At 65.7% G+C, this 16,580-nt stretch carries 15 protein-coding genes and 2 riboswitches; of the genes, 12 read left to right on the top strand and 3 right to left on the bottom strand.

Annotation, left to right across the window (positions count from 1 at the left end; genetic code table 11):
• Positions 1 to 4 precede the first annotated feature (4 nt).
• Positions 5 to 538: a DUF3027 domain-containing protein gene (locus tag QK290_RS12955; protein WP_282331055.1), complete on the top strand. Its 534-nt coding sequence runs from the start codon at positions 5 to 7 to the stop codon at positions 536 to 538.
• Positions 539 to 583: 45 nt separating this feature from the next.
• Positions 584 to 1,918: an MFS transporter gene (locus tag QK290_RS12950; protein ID WP_282331054.1), complete on the top strand. Its 1,335-nt coding sequence runs from the start codon at positions 584 to 586 to the stop codon at positions 1,916 to 1,918.
• 83 nt (positions 1,919 to 2,001) lie between these two features.
• On the opposite strand, the gene serC is transcribed toward QK290_RS12950, so the two are convergent.
• Complete coding sequence (gene serC, locus QK290_RS12945) at positions 2,002 to 3,132, bottom strand: phosphoserine transaminase (RefSeq protein WP_282331052.1); 1,131 nt, start codon at positions 3,130 to 3,132, stop codon at positions 2,002 to 2,004.
• A gap of 276 nt (positions 3,133 to 3,408) precedes the next feature.
• Here serC and QK290_RS12940 point away from each other — a divergent pair, with 276 nt between their 5' ends.
• The 10 genes from QK290_RS12940 to QK290_RS12895 all read left to right on the top strand — a co-directional run bounded on the left by QK290_RS12940 (position 3,409) and on the right by QK290_RS12895 (position 14,732).
• The gene (locus QK290_RS12940) at positions 3,409 to 4,104 is read left to right on the top strand and encodes a metal-dependent transcriptional regulator (protein WP_282331051.1); all 696 of its coding nucleotides are present in this window, start codon (positions 3,409 to 3,411) and stop codon (positions 4,102 to 4,104) included.
• Between the two features lie 130 nt (positions 4,105 to 4,234).
• A riboswitch (cyclic di-AMP (ydaO/yuaA leader) is annotated at positions 4,235 to 4,479 on the top strand.
• Positions 4,480 to 4,482: 3 nt separating this feature from the next.
• Positions 4,483 to 5,307: a peptidoglycan DD-metalloendopeptidase family protein gene (locus QK290_RS12935; RefSeq protein WP_282331050.1), complete on the top strand. Its 825-nt coding sequence runs from the start codon at positions 4,483 to 4,485 to the stop codon at positions 5,305 to 5,307.
• Positions 5,308 to 5,455: 148 nt separating this feature from the next.
• A riboswitch (cyclic di-AMP (ydaO/yuaA leader) is annotated at positions 5,456 to 5,618 on the top strand.
• A 70-nt stretch (positions 5,619 to 5,688) separates the two neighbouring features.
• The gene (locus tag QK290_RS12930; RefSeq protein WP_282331084.1) at positions 5,689 to 6,363 is read left to right on the top strand and encodes a C40 family peptidase; all 675 of its coding nucleotides are present in this window, start codon (positions 5,689 to 5,691) and stop codon (positions 6,361 to 6,363) included.
• Positions 6,364 to 6,533: 170 nt separating this feature from the next.
• Positions 6,534 to 7,286: an NlpC/P60 family protein gene (locus tag QK290_RS12925; RefSeq protein WP_282331049.1), complete on the top strand. Its 753-nt coding sequence runs from the start codon at positions 6,534 to 6,536 to the stop codon at positions 7,284 to 7,286.
• A 236-nt stretch (positions 7,287 to 7,522) separates the two neighbouring features.
• Positions 7,523 to 8,023, top strand: coding sequence for an HNH endonuclease (locus QK290_RS12920; RefSeq protein WP_104062827.1), 501 nt, complete (start codon positions 7,523 to 7,525; stop codon positions 8,021 to 8,023).
• Positions 8,024 to 8,085: 62 nt separating this feature from the next.
• Positions 8,086 to 8,808, top strand: a complete 723-nt coding sequence (locus QK290_RS12915; protein WP_282331047.1) for an NTP transferase domain-containing protein — start codon at positions 8,086 to 8,088, stop codon at positions 8,806 to 8,808.
• The gene (locus QK290_RS12910; protein ID WP_282331046.1) at positions 8,805 to 9,098 is read left to right on the top strand and encodes a DUF6457 domain-containing protein; all 294 of its coding nucleotides are present in this window, start codon (positions 8,805 to 8,807) and stop codon (positions 9,096 to 9,098) included. The genes QK290_RS12915 and QK290_RS12910 overlap by 4 nt, the downstream gene beginning before the upstream one ends.
• A 10-nt stretch (positions 9,099 to 9,108) precedes the next feature.
• Positions 9,109 to 10,500 (top strand): molybdopterin molybdotransferase MoeA, encoded by a 1,392-nt coding sequence (locus tag QK290_RS12905; RefSeq protein ID WP_282331044.1) that lies wholly within the window; start codon positions 9,109 to 9,111, stop codon positions 10,498 to 10,500.
• Positions 10,501 to 10,622: 122 nt separating this feature from the next.
• Entirely contained in the window at positions 10,623 to 11,558 is a 936-nt protein-coding gene (gene fdhD, locus QK290_RS12900) for a formate dehydrogenase accessory sulfurtransferase FdhD (protein WP_282331042.1), read from the top strand.
• Positions 11,559 to 11,696: 138 nt separating this feature from the next.
• Complete coding sequence (locus tag QK290_RS12895; RefSeq protein ID WP_282331041.1) at positions 11,697 to 14,732, top strand: glycoside hydrolase family 38 C-terminal domain-containing protein; 3,036 nt, start codon at positions 11,697 to 11,699, stop codon at positions 14,730 to 14,732.
• A 269-nt stretch (positions 14,733 to 15,001) separates the two neighbouring features.
• Here QK290_RS12895 and QK290_RS12890 read toward each other — a convergent pair whose 3' ends face one another.
• Positions 15,002 to 15,739 carry a hypothetical protein gene (locus tag QK290_RS12890; protein ID WP_282331039.1) on the bottom strand — a complete coding sequence of 246 codons (738 nt, stop codon included), beginning with the start codon at positions 15,737 to 15,739 and terminating at the stop codon, positions 15,002 to 15,004.
• Positions 15,736 to 16,482 carry a hypothetical protein gene (locus QK290_RS12885; protein ID WP_282331037.1) on the bottom strand — a complete coding sequence of 249 codons (747 nt, stop codon included), beginning with the start codon at positions 16,480 to 16,482 and terminating at the stop codon, positions 15,736 to 15,738. The genes QK290_RS12890 and QK290_RS12885 overlap by 4 nt, the downstream gene beginning before the upstream one ends.
• Between the last annotated feature and the right edge of the window lie 98 nt (positions 16,483 to 16,580).

Genomic DNA, 16,580 nt, shown 5'->3' with positions numbered 1-16,580 from the left:
GGCCATGAACACGGAAGCTGAACAGCCGGACACCACGGCATCGGGGACGGTGGGCGCCAAAGCCGGGGCCAAGTCCCGGACCGGCGTGCCCGTGTGGCGGACCGGCAAGCCGGACGCCTTCCTCGCTGCTGCCGTTGGTGAGGCGCGGACCGCCATCGAAGGCATCACTGCGGCGTCGGACATCGGTGCGCACCTGGCTGCCAAAAGTGAGGGCGACCGCCTGGTCACCCACCTCTTCGAATCAAAAATGGCCGGCTACGACGGCTGGCAGTGGTATGCGGTCCTGACCAGGAACTCCCGCTCCAAGGTGGTCACGGTCAGCGAGCTTGGCCTCCTGCCGTCGGAGGATTCCATCCTTTCCCCGGAGTGGGTGCCGTGGGCAGAGCGCGTCCGCCCCGAGGACGCACGGGCGGCAGAGGAAGAGGAACCGCGCGCTGCTGTTGCTTCAGCTTCGGAGCCGGACACTTCGCAGGCCGATGCTTCCGGGTCCGATGACGAAGACGCCGAGGACGACGAACCCGCCGGCGAGGCTGACTAAGCAGTTGAGAATGCGCCGGGTAGAGAACCAAGAAGGCCGGCACTGATGTCCACTTTCAAATCCCTGCACATCCTCAATTACCGGATCTGGTTCATCGGCGCACTGGTTTCCAACATCGGAACCTGGATGCAGCGGACGGCCCAGGACTGGCTGGTGTTTGACCACCTCACCGAGCACGACGCCGGAGCCATGGGCATCACCATGGCGCTGCAGCTGGGACCACAGCTCTTCCTGGCGCCCATCGCCGGCCTCGTGGCTGACCGGTACAGCCGCCGGCAGCTGCTGATCATGACGCAGTCAATGATGGCCCTCCTGAGCGCCGGCCTGGGCCTCCTGGTGGTGCTCGGCGCCGGCCAGCTGTGGCACGTCTACGGCTTTGCCTTGCTGCTGGGCATGGTGTCCGCGCTCGATGCCCCGGTCCGCCAGACCTTCGTTTCCGAACTCGTGCGGGACGACTACCTGCCCAACGCCGTGGCCCTGAACAGCGCCTCCTTCAATGTCGCCCGCATGATCGGACCCGCCGTGGCCGGCGTGCTCACCGTGGCGGTTGGTCCTGGCTGGGTGTTCCTGATCAATACCGCCACGTTCCTGGCCATGCTCCTAAGCCTGTGGAAAATCCCCTCCGCGTCGCTGCGCCGGCTTCCCCGGGCGGCTCCGGGCAAGGGCCGCATCAGGGAAGGGCTGCGCTACGTCCGGTTCCGGCCGGACATTCTGGTGGTCCTCGTAGCCGTGTTCATCGTGGGCACACTCGGGCTTAACTTCGTACTGTTCATCGCCGCGATGGTGGGCACGGAATTCGGGTTGGATGCCAGCGCCTTTGGGCTTATGAATTCCGTCATGGCCATCGGGTCCGTGGCGGGCGCGCTGCTCTCCGCCGGCCGCGGCAAACCCCGCCTTCGGATGATCTTCGGCGCGGCGGCTGCCTTTGGCGTGACGGCAGGGCTGGCGGCGCTTGCCCCGAACTACTTCTGGTTCGGCGTAGCGCTGGTGCCGGTGGGCCTGTTCGCGATCACCATGATGACCAGCGCCAACGGCTACGTCCAGACCACCACCGATCCCGTCATGCGGGGCAGGGTCATGGCGTTGTACATGGCCATTTTTATGGGCGGCACACCCATAGGCGCCCCCCTGGTGGGATGGGTGGCCAACGTCGCTGGCCCCCGGTGGTCCCTTTCCGTGGCGGCAGCGTCCGGGATCATCGCCGCCGTGATCGGAATGATCTGGATCATCCGCGCCCAGCAGCTCCGGCTCACCTTCAACCGCCGCGCCCGCGGCCTGCGGTACTTCGGCGTCGTCCCGCATCTGGGCGTCCAACAACCGGGGGACAACGCAAACGGCGCCGCCCGGGACGAAGACCCGGACGACGCCGTCGAACTCTGACAGCTGGCGTCACCACAAAACAGTGCGAACGGACACTTGGGGCCCCGGTATCTGGGCCCCAAGTGTCCGTTCGCGCGGGTGCGCTACTTGCGCAGCTCGCCCACCACGTAATCAATGCTTGCCAGCAGCGCAGTGACATCAGCCGGCTCGATGGCCACAAACGTGGCGATCCGGAGCTGATTGCGGCCCAGCTTGCGGTACGGCTCGGTGTCCACGATCCCGTTGGCGCGCAGGACCTTGGCGATCGCCGCGGCGTTGATCGAGTCGTCGAAGTCGATGGTGGCGATGACGTTGGAACGCTCCTCCAGCTTGGCCACAAACGGGGTGGCATACTCGGAGGCCTCGGCCCAGGAGTAGATCCGGCCGGCGGAGTCAGCGGTGCGGGCGGACGCGAAGTCCAGGCCGCCGCTGGCGTTCAGCCACTGCACCTGCGCGTCGAGGGTCACCAGCGTGGAGAGCGACGGCGTGTTGTAGGTCTGGTTCAGTTTGGAGTTGTCGATGGCGGTCTGGAGGTCCAGGAAGTCCGGGATCCAGCGGCCACTGGCTTTGATCCGGGCAGCGCGCTCCAGCGCGGCGGGGGAGAAGAGACCCAGCCACAGGCCGCCGTCGGACGCGAAGTTCTTCTGCGGGGCGAAGTAATAGACATCCGTCTCTGAGACGTCCACGTCCAGGCCGCCGGCTGCGGAGGTGGCGTCCACCACGACCAGGGAACCGGCGTCGGCGCCCGCAACGCGCTTGACCGGAGCGGCCACGCCGGTGGAGGTTTCGTTCTGCGGCCACGCGTAGACATCCACGCCTGCCTCGGCGGCCGATACCGGGCGGGTGCCGGGCTCGGACGTGATGATGGAGGAGGCGTCCAGGAACGGGGCCTTGTTGGTGGCAGAGGCGAACTTGGAGCCGAACTCGCCGAAGGACAGGTGCTGGGCCTTCTTTTCCACCAGACCGAAGCTGGCGACGTCCCAGAATGCTGTAGAGCCGCCGACGCCGAGGACTACTTCGTAGCCTTCGGGGGCGCGGAAGAACTGGCTGAGGCCTTCACGGACGGAGCCTACGAGGTTCTTGACGGGGGCCTGGCGGTGGGAGGTGCCCAGAATGGTCTTGGACGCCGCTGAGAGCGCCTCGAGCTGCTCCGGCCTGACCTTGGACGGTCCCGCGCCGAACCGTCCATCCTTTGGCAAGAGGTCGGCAGGAATAGTGATGCTGGTTTCGCTCACGGGCGCTCCAATTTCGACATGGACGTCGCTCACGTCCGGACGGTGGGGTGGCCGGTAGTCGGCAGTGACTGCATTAAGGGCCTCCCTTATTCTGCCTGAACCCCTCGGTTGGGCAGGAACCGGCACCGTCATAGTCCGGCCAATGAGACCATGTGGACCCGTCCGGGGATTATCCGGACAAACTCAAAATAGGCTAAGCTTTTTACCGGACCTCGCCGCTGCTGGACGCGATACGGTGGGACAACGCAAGGTACTGCGCTCGAGGAGCTGAGCTGGATGACGGATCTGATCGATACTACGGAGATGTATCTTCGGACCATTTTGGAGCTTGAAGAAGAGAACATCGTTGCTCTTCGCGCACGCATCGCCGAACGGCTGCGGCATTCCGGCCCCACCGTGTCCCAAACCATCGGCCGGATGGAACGCGACGGACTGGTGGTGGTTTCCGGAGACCGCCACTTGGAACTGACTGGGGCCGGGCGGAAGCGCGCCACGGAAGTGATGCGCAAGCACAGGCTGGCGGAACGGCTCCTGGCGGACGTGATTGGCCTGGACTGGGCCTACGTCCACGATGAGGCGTGCCGCTGGGAGCATGTGATGAGCGAACGCGTTGAGCAGCGCATTTACGAATTGCTCAACCACCCCACCGAGTCTCCCTACGGCAATCCCATCCCCGGGCTGGCGGCCCTGGGCGGGCCGGCGTCGGCGCTGCCTGATGCCGGCGTGATTAATCTCCTGGACGCGATGCAGGGCTACGGGCCGGCGTCGAACGTAACGGTCAGCCGGTTGGCCGAGCCCATCCAGGTGGAGCCTGAGCTGCTGGTCCAGTTGGACGAAGGCGGAATCAGGCCCGGCGCCTCGGTGTCCCTGGAACGCGTGGGGGAGTACATCTCCGTGCGGGTTCCGGGCATAGAAGGGGCGCTCGAGCTCCCGCCGGAAGTGGCATCCCACGTCTTCGTTTCCGTCCGCTGACGGGACGTCGACTCCCTCACGCGGGGCCGCGCCATAGCGCAATGGCGCCAGGTTCCGCAAAGATAACGGAATTGTTACTGTCCAACTTAATCGCCTATACTTGGACCGCAGCGTCGATATAAAAGCGTTACCTGATCCGGAGCCGAGCTCTGCCAGCGGATCAGGTGCACGAGTCACCAACTGGCAGAGGCGGGGGAACCACAACCGGCAGTCGCGAGACTGCCTTGGGGTGAAGTCCGTCAGCAGCAAGCCTCTTCCAGCGAAGGATCCTCACGGGGTATCTCTGCGTCAAGTGCTTGTCATGGCGGACCGGGTCTTTGAACTCTCTAGACCCGAATCCGACAGCTAACTTCGCAGGCTATCCAGAGAGGAACATTCTTGACCACGCAATACTCCAGGGGCCGCCGTCGCGCGGTTGGTCCCGCTTCGGCGCCGAGAGTGGCCGAGGATTTCACCGCGGAGAGGCCCCGCGACCCACAGCGGGAAGCACGCCGCCGCCGGGGACCCTTCCGGCAGATGACGGACTTCGCCGCTGCCAGTGGCCTGGGCCAGAAGGCCGGCATCGCCCTTGCGGCAACAGGCCTGGCTCTCACCGTGACGGTTCCTGTGACCGGCCCCGTGATGGCAACTCCGGCACCCGGCCAGGCCGCGTCGGCCGTTTCCGCGGCTCCGCAACCTGAAGTCACTGCCGAAGCCGCCGCCCAAATAGATTTCAGCCGCTCGTCCGTGGTAACCCAAGGTGATCCCGACGGCAAACTGAAGCAGCTGCTGAGCGCCCAGTCCGCGGGATCCATTACCCGCGCCGCCTCTGCCGGAAGCCTCGGCCCGCCGCTGGCCCAGCTGGCTACAGTCTCTCCCTTCGGATTCCGGGTCAGCCCCATCACCGGCGGCTCCGGCGACTTCCACCGTGGCCAGGACTTCGCAGCGCAGTGCGGAACCTCTGTCCTGGCTGCTGCCAGCGGCACCGTGACCTTCGTTGGCTGGCACCAGTACGGTGGCGGCAACCGCGTGGTGGTGGATCACGGCAACGGCCTTGAAACCACGTACAACCACCTCTCCTCCGCCAACGTCAAGATGGGCCAGACGGTCAACCGCGGCGATGTGGTTGCCCTCAGCGGCACCACGGGCGCCTCCACGGGCTGCCACCTCCACTTCGAGGTCCAGGTAAACGGCGAAGTCGTTGACCCCAGCGGCTGGCTCTGAATCAAATGATGGCAAACTCTCGAATCGCCGTGACCTGCCGTGACCTGAATGTGACATTGGCGCTGAACTCCTGTAACGTCTAAAGCGCGTCAACTTTTCCGAAGTTGACGTTCTTGAGTGGATTGCCTAGCTCTGCCACCGCTCAAGGTCCGTTCGCATGACATCGTCTGGCAGGGGCGGGGGAACCAATTTTGGTCTTCGAATCTGAAGACCTTGGGGTTAAGTCGCAAAGCTTCCACTGTGAAGCAGCGTGGCCGGGTGACTCCCATCCGAATCCGACAGCTCACCTCGCAGGCATTGGGAGAGGCTACCTTCGTGTCTTCACGCCATAATTCTGCGCGCCACCGCGCGCAACCGGTTCGCACCAACCCCTTGGGCTCTGTGTCCAAGGCAGTCAGTGCCAATGCCGGGACCGTAGGTCGCCAGGCTGCTGTTATCGCAGCTGCGTCAGGTCTGATCCTGAGCATGGGGCTTCCGGCCAACGCCGCGGATACCACCGCCGGCGTTTCGGCCTCTACCGAGTCCGGTTCAGCGCAGACGGCACTCGCCGTAACTGCGGCGCCCACGGCTACCGTTTCCTTCGAGCGCCCCGTCATCAAGACCACGCCGGCACCGAAGGTTGAAACGGTCCGTGCGCAGTCCACGGCCTCCGAAACCGGGGCTCAGGGTGCTGCGGCAACCGAGGCCGCGGCCTCCAAGCTCGCTGACAGTGTCTCCTCAGCCGCCGCTTCGGGTCTGGCAGCACTTGCCTACACCGGTATCGGCCGCCCCTACGTCTGGGGCGGGACCACTCCCAATGGCTGGGACTGCTCAGGCTTCACGCAGTGGGTCTACGCCCAGGCCGGCATCAGCATTCCCCGCACCAATGCCTGGACGGCCATGCGGCCCACCGCCACGCCGGTTCCTGGTGATCTGGTCATGCAGAATGGCGGCGCCCACGTTGGCATTTACGTCGGCAACGGCATGATGATCAGCGCACTTAACCCGTCACAGGGCACTCTGCTCCACTCCGTGGCATCCACGGGCTCCTCCGCGTTCTTCACGCTGGCCCCGTAGTTCCTTCAATCCAGCAGTTCCTGCAGCCCTGTGCTGCCGTAGCCGTTCTTCGCTGGAAACTTTTCGCTAAATCCCCGTTCGGGGCGTGCCGGCGTACCCCCAAGATGCCGGCGCGTCCAAAGCCCTTGGGCTGCCCACGCGGTCCTGAGGAAAACGAAAGAGAGAAATTAATGACTACACGTGCAACTGTTGCGCGGCACCGCGCCGAGGTCACCAAGACCAACTCGCTGGCTGTCATTGCCAAGGCTGTCGGCGACAACGCCGGTGGCATGGGCCGCCAGGCCGCGGTTATCGCTGCTGCCTCCGGCCTTGTCCTGACCAGTGGCATCGCTGCAAACGCGGCAGACTCCGGGGTCCAGCGTGAAGCTGCTTCCGCTTCGAACCTTGAAGTTGGTGTTTCCGCGCCGGCCATCATTTCGGCCGCCTCCACCATTGCCATCTCGTACGAGAAGCCGGCCGTGACCACCACGCCGGCTCCTGTTGAGGCTCCCGCGCCGGTTGTTGAAGCTCCGGCTCCGGCTCCGGCCAAGGCCGCGGCAACCATCAAGGTCGCGTCGGCAACTCCGGCAGCTCCCTCGGCTCCGGTCGCTGCCAGCGGCAAGGGTGCTGCCATCCTCTCCGCTGCGTACGCCCAGCTGGGTGTGACGCAGGACTGCACCATGCTGGTGACCAATGCCCTGGCCGCCGTGGGCATCAATTTCCGCGACTGGCCTGCCGGCTACCTGTCTCTGGGTACGACCGTTAGTGCAGCCGAGGCCCAGCCCGGCGATTTGTTGTACTACGCTGATGGCGGCGCCGGCGTTGCCCACATTGCCGTCTATGCCGGTAACGGCCAGGCCGTGCACGGCGGCTACAACGGCAACCAGACTGTTGTGTTCAGCGCCAATGTTGGTTCAGGACCGGTCTACATCCGCGTGCGCTAGCACCAAAGTCGATCTTCAAAGGACCCCTGCCGCACGGCTGGGGTCCTTTGTTGTTGGCAGGGCTGCTGCAGCACCCGGACGCGTGGCCCGATCCGACACGTGACTGCTGCTGCGGCCGAAATTAGTTGATCCCGGGATTCTTTGTTTACTCTTGTGGTGTCGATCCATAGCCCGGATATGCCGGGGGCAGCCGGCCCTCGTGCCCCTGACGGGTGCGGCCACGAAGAGGTACGTGCATGCGCACTCTCGTTCTGAATGCTGGATATGAACCGCTGGCGGTAGTCACCTTCCGCCGGGCGCTGGTGCTTGTGCTCACGGGCAAGGCCAGTGTTATTGCCGAAGGCGATGACCCTGTGGTGGGGCCCCAGGAGATTCTGGGCCGCCCGTCCGTGATTCTCCTGAACCGCTACATCCGCCCGAGATACAACCAGGGCACTGCGGTCAGCCGCCGCGGAGTCCTGCGGCGGGACGGTCACCGGTGCGCGTATTGCGGTAAAGGCGCCCACACCATTGACCATGTGCAGCCCAAATCACGTGGCGGCGCCGACTCCTGGGAGAACCTGGTGGCCGCCTGCCTTCGCTGCAACAACACCAAAGGCGACCACACTCCGGCTGAAATGGGCTGGAAGCTCAGGTTTGTACCGGAACCGCCGCATGGCACTATCTGGCAGATCAAGGAACTGGAGAAGCCCACGCCGGCCTGGGACCCGTTCCTGTTGCCGGAACGGGCCGCCTGAATTCCGGCCGCAAGGGCCAGCCCCGCACAGTATTTCAGCCCCCGCACCGTTAAGCTGGGAGGGTGGACGCTGACCCCCTCGACTTCGATGCCGTCATCCTCGCCGGCGGCCGTTCGTCGCGGCTCGGTGGTGTGCCCAAACAGAGCCTGACGTACGACGGCGACTCCCTGTTGCGCCGCTCCGTGGCCGCTGCCGGGGGAGCCCGTTCCGCCGTCGTAGTTGGTCCGGACACTGTGGAAGTGCATGGCTGGAACGTACCGCCCGGGTTTCTGCGCTGCCGCGAGGAACCGCCGTTTAGCGGTCCAGCGGCTGCCATTGCGGCCGGGCTGGCGGCACTGGCCGCTGCGGGCGGAAGCCGCCCCGGGCTGACGCTTGTGCTGGCCTGCGACATGCCCAACGTGGGGCAGGCGGTGGCGGTACTGAAGGCTGCGATGCGTTCACGGGGCCCCGGTACGGGACGCTTTGAGGGTCAGCACTCGGGCCGGGAACCGGACGGCGTGGTGGCCGTCTCGGAGGATGGCCGCAGCCAGCCGCTGGTTGGATTTTATAGCACAGCCGCGCTACATCAATCTGTCAGTCAACTGGAAACCGCAGGACGATTAATCAACGGGTCGGTGCGGGCACTCCTTGCTAGTCTGGACGTGCAGCTTGTCGCCGTTCCGGCCGGCTCCACGGCCGACGTGGACACCTGGGACGATGCCGCCGCACTTGGTGTGGCCGGTTCGGATCCCCTAAGCGGGCTCCGGGGCAACACTGCCGCAGACGATTTGGGAGGCAGAGCGTGAAAAGCCAGGAAGAGACGCTGGAAGAGTGGTGCAGGTCCTTGCTCCAGGCGTATGAACTGGAGGACGTCCAGATCGACGTCAACACCATTCTGTCGCTGGCCGGTGTGGCGGCACACTCAGTGGTCCGCCCGGCCGCCCCTCTCACCACCTTTATTGCCGGATTCGCCGCCGGCCTGGCTGCTGGATCGGGACAGGCTACGAACGCTGCCGCCATGACCGCCGCCATGGACCGTGCCCGCACCCTCGCTGCTGACTATGATTCCGAATCTGCCGGGACCCCCGTCGAATGACTTCCGTTCAGTGACCGCCGCCCCCGGCGACGTATCCGAAAAGCCCCAGCAGCAGGCAGCCCCGGCAAAGCACCTTGCCCATACCTGGGAGGAGGCTCGCAAGGCCGCTTTTGATATCGCCACCCCGATTCCGCCGGGCCGGGTTCCCCTGGGCCAGGCGCTGGCCAGGGTCCTGGCCAGCGACATCACGGCGTTGCACGACATGCCGCACTACGCGTCATCTGCGATGGACGGCTGGGCCGTCAACGGCAGCGGTCCGTGGATCGTGGCGGAGGCCGGCCAGCGGCTGGCACCCCACCAGGCCAGCCCCATCGTCACCGGCGGGCTGATCCCGCCCGGGGCTAAGTCTGTCCTGCGCAGCGAAAGTGCAGTGCTTGTTATGGACGACGACGGCCTGCCGCTGCTGATGACCGGCGGCGCCGTCCGCCCCGGCGAGCCCGGGAACGGCCAGCACATCAGGAAGGCCGGCGAGGAAGCCGCCGCGGGAGAGGTGCTGGTCAAGGCCGGCGTAACGCTGAACCCGGCCCATCTGGCGGTCGCGGCCCTGGCCGGGCACGATGACCTGCTGGTCCGGGGCAAGCCGGTGGTTAAGCTCCTGCTGACCGGCTCCGAAGTTGTAGCCCAGGGGCTGCCGGTCCCCGGACAGGTCCGCGACACCTTCGGTCCGCAGCTCGCTGACGTTGTGGAAATGCTTGGCGGCATCAATGGCGGCCAGGAACGGATCGGCGACTCGTACGCTGAGTGGCTGGGCGGCCTGGCGGACCTCCCGCCCGAGGTTCCCGACCCCTCCGCGCTGCCGGCCGACGTCGTGATCACCACCGGCGGTACGGGCGTCTCGGACACCGATCACCTCCGCCGCGCTATTGAGGAACTGGGCGGGCGGCTGGTTATCGACGGCATCGCCATGCGCCCCGGTCATCCGGCTGTCCTGGCCGAACTCCCCGATGGGCGCTTTGTCCTGGGGCTCCCCGGAAACCCGCTGGCCGCCATGATGGCACTGTCCACGGTGGGCGAACCCCTGCTGGCCGCGCTGGGCCACGGCGCCATGCCGCCGGTGCAGGAAGTCCCGTGCGGGACCACCATCGAGGCTGAACCGGGCCGGACCAGGCTGATGCCGTTCCGGCTTCTGTACGGGATGGCGTCACCGGCCAAACACACCGGTCCCGGGATGATGCGCGGACTGGCGTCGGCGCACGGGGTGATGGTTGTTCCGCCGCATGGGGTGCGGCTGGGCGAACCCGTCCCGGCGTTTGCCTTGCCGTGGGGACCGCCGGTGCCAGCGCCCGAGCAGCCGGGCAGCAGGACCAAGAGTAGGTCCGGCGCGAAACCAGCCACCCGGGCAGCTGGCAAGGACACTGCGAAGCCCGCCGGTCCGGTGGACTGGAGTGCCCTGCTTGGCTGACGTGCTGCGGAATCCCGTACGCCACAGTTCGGCCAGTGGTGCAATGATGGACCTATGAACAGCGCCAGCCGGCAGGTCCGGAACGTCCACGGGGCCCTTCAAGACAGTCTGGCGGTTCGCTGATGGGGCGCGTGACGCAGCGCCGCAAGGTGCACAAGTATGTTTTGGATGGCTCGCCTAATGCCCTCGAGTTCCCGGTCCGCCACCGCGAGGACGTCCTCGCCGTCGAAGAGCCGCTGGAAATCCGGCTTGGTCCGCTGTCATTCTCGGTGACCATGCGGACGCCCGGGGACGACTTTGACCTGGTGGCCGGCTTCCTGGTGTCCGAGGGGATCATCTGGGCTCCCGAGCAGCTCGTATCGCTGCGGTTCTGCGCCGGCGAGGACGAAGACGGCGTCCAGACGTTCAACGTGGTGGAAGCCCAGCTGCGGCCCGACGTCGAACTCCCTGCGAAAGGACGGAACGTCTTCACCTCAAGTTCCTGCGGTATCTGCGGCACGGACTCGATCGAGGCAGTGCGCAAGTCCTCCCATTTCAGCCCCGCAGCGGATCCATTGACCGTGCCCGCCCACGTGCTGGCTTCCCTGCCAGGACGGCTCCGCGAAGCCCAGGACGTTTTTGACGTTACCGGCGGAGTGCACGCCGCGGGCCTTTTTCGGATAACGGACGACGGTGGCGTGCAGCTCTTGTGCCTCCGCGAGGATGTGGGGCGCCACAACGCCGTGGACAAGGTAGTGGGCTGGGCCCTGCGGGAGCGGTTGCTTCCGCTGACCGGGCTGGTCCTGCAGGTCTCGGGCCGCGCATCGTTTGAACTCGTCCAGAAGGCAGCGTTGGCGGGCATTCCCGTACTGGCGGCAGTGAGTGCGCCGTCGAGCCTTGCTGTGGAGCTGGCGGAGGCCAGCGGGATGACCCTGGCAGGATTCAGCCGGGGCACGAGCCTGAATGTCTACGCCGGGCAGGGCAGGATTACGCTGCCCGCCCCGCACGTTCCCGCGCAGGTTCCGGAGCCGGTTCCCGGGGAGGACGCGGCCGAATTAGGCGCGAACGCGCAGGGATAACAGCGGTACCAGCCCCTTCGGCGGAGATTTACCCTGACGCTTGGCTATTGAGCTACTAGCCGGTAGATTTCATCCATCGATTGGACGCGTTTGGTCCGGACTCGAATACTCCAGTTCAAGCACCGAAGAGGGTTCACATTGCATGACGACCGCCGGATCACCGAGGTCCGCCTGGACCGGTTTGTCCGCGAGCGGATTATTCCCGCCGTTTACGCCCGCACCGTTCCGCTGAACCTGAGCAGCTGGGACGCCCCCGGCGAACCCGTGCCCGTGTTGGATGCACTGCGGAATCACTTCGAGCCGCAGGAGCACGGTGCCGCCTGGGGCAAGCCGTGGGGCACCAAGTGGCTGCGCCTGCAGGGCGACGTCCCGGAGGCGTGGGGCACCGGCCCGGACACCGCGGTGGAAATCGTGGTGGACCTGGGCTTCATCAACGAAGCCCCCGGATTCCAGTGCGAGGGCATCGCCTGGCGCCCGGATGGCACCATCATCAAGGCAATTTCGCCCCGGAACCAGTACATTCCCCTGAAACTCCTGGGCAGCGGCATGTCCGTTGACTTCTACGTTGAAGCGGCCGCCAACCCGGACATGGCGCAAGGTTGGACCTTCGCCGCCACACCCTACGGGGATAAGGCAACATCAGGCACGGCGCCGCAGTACCGGCTGGGCAGGATCGCCATCGCCGAACTCAACCAGACAGTCTGGGAACTACAGCAGGACATCTGGACCCTCGCCGGGCTCATGCACGAACTCTCCACCGAACAGCCGCGGCGCCATGAGATCCTCCGTGCGCTGGAGCGCATGATGGACCAGATGGATCCCGACGACGTCCCGGGCACCGCCGGAGCCGGGCGGGCAACCCTGGCGGAAGTCCTGTCCAGGCCCGCCTATGCTTCCGCCCATCAATTGGTGGCTACGGGCCACGCCCACATCGACTCCGCCTGGCTCTGGCCGGTGCGTGAAACCATCCGCAAATGTGCCCGGACGTTCTCCAACGTGGTGGCGCTGATGGATGAGGATCCGGGCTTTGTGTTCTCCTGCTCGTCAGCCCAGCAGCTGGCCTGGATGAAGGAGTTCTACCCTGAGCTTTTCAGCCGGATCCGGGAAAAGGTCAAGGCCGGTCAGTTCGTCCCGGTGGGCGGCATGTGGGTCGAGTCGGACACCAACATGCCCGGCGGCGAGGCCATGGCACGGCAATTCATTGAGGGCAAGAACTTCTTCCTCGACGAGTTCGGCGTCGAATGCCGCGAAGCCTGGCTCCCGGATTCCTTCGGCTATTCCGCGGCCCTGCCTCAGATCGTCAAGTCGGCGGGCAGCCGCTGGTTCCTGACGCAGAAGATCTCGTGGAACCAGGTCAACCGCATGCCGCACCACACATTCAACTGGGAAGGCATCGACGGCACCCGGCTGTTCACGCACTTCCCGCCCGTAGACACCTACAACGCCGAGCTCAGCGGACGCGAACTGGCGCACGCCGAGCGGAACTTCCGCGACCACGGGCACGGCAACAGCTCGCTTGTCCCGTTCGGCTACGGCGACGGCGGCGGCGGGCCCACGCGCGAAATGCTGGCGGCCGCCAGCCGCACCGCGGACCTCGAAGGCTCGCCCAAAGTCAGGGTGGGTTCCGCCGAGAGTTTCTTCACCCAGGCGGAGGAAGAGCACTCCTCCCTGCCCGTCTGGGTGGGGGAGATGTACCTGGAGCTCCACCGCGGCACGTACACGAGCCAGGCCCAGACCAAGCGGGGCAACCGGCGCAGCGAACACCTGCTCCGCGAGGCCGAACTCTGGTGCTCCACCGCTGCCGTCCGCAACCCCGGTTCGTTCGAGTACCCGGCAGCAGAGCTGAAGCGGCTATGGCGGTTGGTGCTCCTGCAGCAGTTCCACGACATCCTGCCCGGCAGTTCCATCGCCTGGGTCCACCAGGACGCGGAACGTAACTACGCCGCCATCAGCGCCAGCCTAGAAATCCTCATTGGGAAGGCGGCGGCCGTGCTCCTCGGCGGGGGATCGCGGACCTTCCTGCTCAACGCCGCACCGCACGCGCGCAACGGGGTTCCGGCGTTGGCGGCTGCAGAGCTTTCGCCGGCCGGCCGGCCGGTTCAGGCAACCGCGCTGAATGGCGGCCATGTGCTGGACAACGGCATCATCAGGGCGGTCCTGGATGCCGATGGCCTGCTTGCCTCCCTGACCGACTACGCCACGGGACGAGAAGCCATCGCTCCAGGTGCGCGCGGCAACCTGCTGGAACTGCACCGGGACACGCCCAACCAGTGGGACGCCTGGGACATCGATGAGTTCTACCGGCGCAACGTCACGGCCCTCACAGCGGCGCAGGCCATCCGGCTGGAGCATGCCGGACCCAGTGCGGTTGTGGTGGTTGACCGGGTTGCCGGCTCGTCACCGGTCACCCAGCGGATCACGCTGGAGGCCGGCAGCGGATCCCTCACCATCACCACGGCCGTGGAGTGGCAGGAGAGCGAGAAGCTGCTGAAACTGGGCTTCCCGTTGGACGTCAGGGCCGACCGCTCCGCTTCGGAAACCCAATTCGGTCATGTCTTCCGTCCCACCCACGTCAACACCTCGTGGGAGGCTGCCAAATTCGAGATCTGCGCGCACCGCTGGATCCACGTGGCCGAGCCCGGCTACGGTGTTGCGATTTCCAATGCTGCCACCTACGGACACGATGTCACCAGGAGCGTGCGGGATTCCGACGGCGGAACCACCACTTCGGTGCGTCTCTCCCTGTTGCGGGCACCGAAGTTCCCGGACCCGACGTCGGACCGCGGCCCCCAGGAACTGACCGTGACCATCCGCCCTGGTGCCGGAATCGCCGAAGCCGTGGAGGAGGGGTACCGCACCAACCTTGTGCCCCGGCTGGTCAAGGGCACGCACGGCGCGGAGCCGCTGTTCGCCGTGGACAACCCGGCCCTGGTCATCGAGGCGGTCAAGCTTGCCGAGGACGGTTCTGGCGACGTTGTGGTACGCCTCTACGAGTCCCTCGGGCAGCGGTCCGCGGGCGTACTCACGGCGCACTTCCCGGTCACGGCCGTTCAGGCCACGGACCTGCTGGAGCGGATCATCGAGTCACCCGGGGTCAACGCTGCCGCGGCAGAGCAGTCGGTGGAGCTTTTGCTGCGCCCGTTCCAGCTGGTGACGTTGAGGTTCGCGCGGTAGGTGCGGCATGGATGCCAAATGTTCCGCCGCACTCGGGCGGGGCAGCACTGGGGTGAGTCAGCACTCAGGCGGGGCATTAAATGCTGCCTGGCCGTTAAACGGCTGAGTGGGGGCGGTCCCCAACGGCCCGCCACCACTCATCCCCCCAAAGAATGCAAAGACTCAACGGGCCCGGCGTCCAGAATCTATCCCCGTTCGTGAACACCGGCACCCAACTTCACACATTCATGATTGTGCCATGTCTAATGATTTTGTGAAAGCACGCAGGGTTACTTTCCGGTAGAAGTCTTTTTCCCAGGCGCATTCAACCCGGACCGCAGCTTGGCTACCCAGATCAGCGCCAGCCCGATGACAAAGCACAGGACGGCTGTGTAGTTGATGACAAACTCCACTGAGCCAAGCGCCGGTGGGAACACCGGGAACAACAGACTCACGCCAATGGCGACCGATCCGAGAACCAGCAGCAATGCCGCCACCCGGATCAAGGCCGGAAGGTTGCTCCGGCAGGCCCGGACCATGGCCGGCAGCAGGACCAGTGAAACGTAGGCAGGGTAGGCGCGGCCTGCTGCACCGTAGTACTCCACCAGTAGACCGTTCCTGTCACTCCGGTCTGACATGGCGACTAATCCGGCGGAGGACCCTGCCGTATCCATCATGAGAAACAGTACAAGCACGGCGAGGGAGATCAGGCCCAGGATGGCCATCCCGATCCGTCCCGTGAGCAGCCGGTAAGCGCTGTCGGCCCCAAAGCCCCGGGTGACGCGGATACCCACGAAGAAAATAGCGGCGAAGATGACAAAGCGGAGCAGCAGATTCGCCACGTTAACCCCGCCGAGCGCTTGGTCGATGGCAAAGTACGGCGCCCGGATGCTGAGCAGGGTGGCGAGCGTCATCAGGGCAAAGATGTAGAAGACTGTCCTGTTCTTCCCCCTCAGGGCACTGGGAACGCGCGTGATGGCCGCCAGGCCGCAGACAGTCAGCGTGGACCACTGCAGGATTTCGATCATCCCAGGTTCTCCCAGATCTTTTCGGTTTTTTCATGGTCATGTTCCTGCCGGCGGAGGGCCCGGCCGAGTGTCTGCAGCCGGTCACCGGCCAGCGTGGTCAATTGTCCGTCGGACAGGCTGTCGAGCGCGGCCTGCCGGGCTTCGGGAGGCCAGCCTGCCTCCGCCTCCGTGACCAGCCCGGTGGCCACCAGGCCGCTGGCAGGGCCGACGCCGGCGGCAAGGGAGGTGGCAACCGCCAGTTCGGGCGCCAGCCGGTTCGCGGTCAGTTGTGCCGAATAGTTCTGCGGGGCGATTCCGGTGGCAGCGGAGACCCGGTGCCGCAGTTCGCCGTCGTCGATGGCCTCCACCCAGTTCTTGACCGAGGTGGCGTGCGGGGCCGGCTCCAACGCCGACGAACCGGCCGGCGCGGCAACAGCAGGTTCCCCGCCCGGGTCCGCGACTGAACGGGCCAAAACTGCCCGCAGGAGATCCGTGGTGGAGATCTGGCTGACCAGTTCTGGCCTTGTAGGCGGGCGCGTGTCCGTGAGCTGGCTGTAGGCGTCGAACGCCGCCAGCGCCGAAACGGGATTGACGTTGTACGCCCGGCTGATGCTCACCACGGTAGTCTCTGCCACCTTGCCCCGGACAAGCTGCTGGGCAAGGGTGGTCCGCTTGATGCCGGAGACGCGGCAGATGTCGGACGTGCTCGTATTGGGGGCGATGCCGTGCAGCCAGCGCTGGAACGCTTTGGCAGGAATGGGCATATCGGCTCTCTGCTGAACGGATGGTCGCTTCCGATTTTAGCCTGATCCCCGCAGACGGTTTGTTGCGGCGTCCTGAGTCGACTATGCTTGATGGTCGA

The sequence above is a fragment of the Pseudarthrobacter sp. AL07 genome (assembly GCF_029960665.1).
In the GTDB taxonomy this organism is placed as follows: Bacteria; Actinomycetota; Actinomycetes; order Actinomycetales; family Micrococcaceae; genus Arthrobacter.
This window is presented reverse-complemented; position numbering and strand designations above follow the sequence as displayed.

Coding starts and splice junctions, on each gene's coding strand:
- QK290_RS12950 (WP_282331054.1), top strand. CDS start 584: ATGTCCACTTTCAAATCCCTGCACATCCTCAATTACCGGATCTGGTTC.
- QK290_RS12925 (WP_282331049.1), top strand. CDS start 6,534: ATGACTACACGTGCAACTGTTGCGCGGCACCGCGCCGAGGTCACCAAG.
- QK290_RS12885 (WP_282331037.1), bottom strand. CDS start 16,482: ATGCCCATTCCTGCCAAAGCGTTCCAGCGCTGGCTGCACGGCATCGCC.
- QK290_RS12890 (WP_282331039.1), bottom strand. CDS start 15,739: ATGATCGAAATCCTGCAGTGGTCCACGCTGACTGTCTGCGGCCTGGCG.
- QK290_RS12920 (WP_104062827.1), top strand. CDS start 7,523: ATGCGCACTCTCGTTCTGAATGCTGGATATGAACCGCTGGCGGTAGTC.
- QK290_RS12940 (WP_282331051.1), top strand. CDS start 3,409: ATGACGGATCTGATCGATACTACGGAGATGTATCTTCGGACCATTTTG.
- fdhD (WP_282331042.1), top strand. CDS start 10,623: ATGGGGCGCGTGACGCAGCGCCGCAAGGTGCACAAGTATGTTTTGGAT.
- QK290_RS12955 (WP_282331055.1), top strand. CDS start 5: ATGAACACGGAAGCTGAACAGCCGGACACCACGGCATCGGGGACGGTG.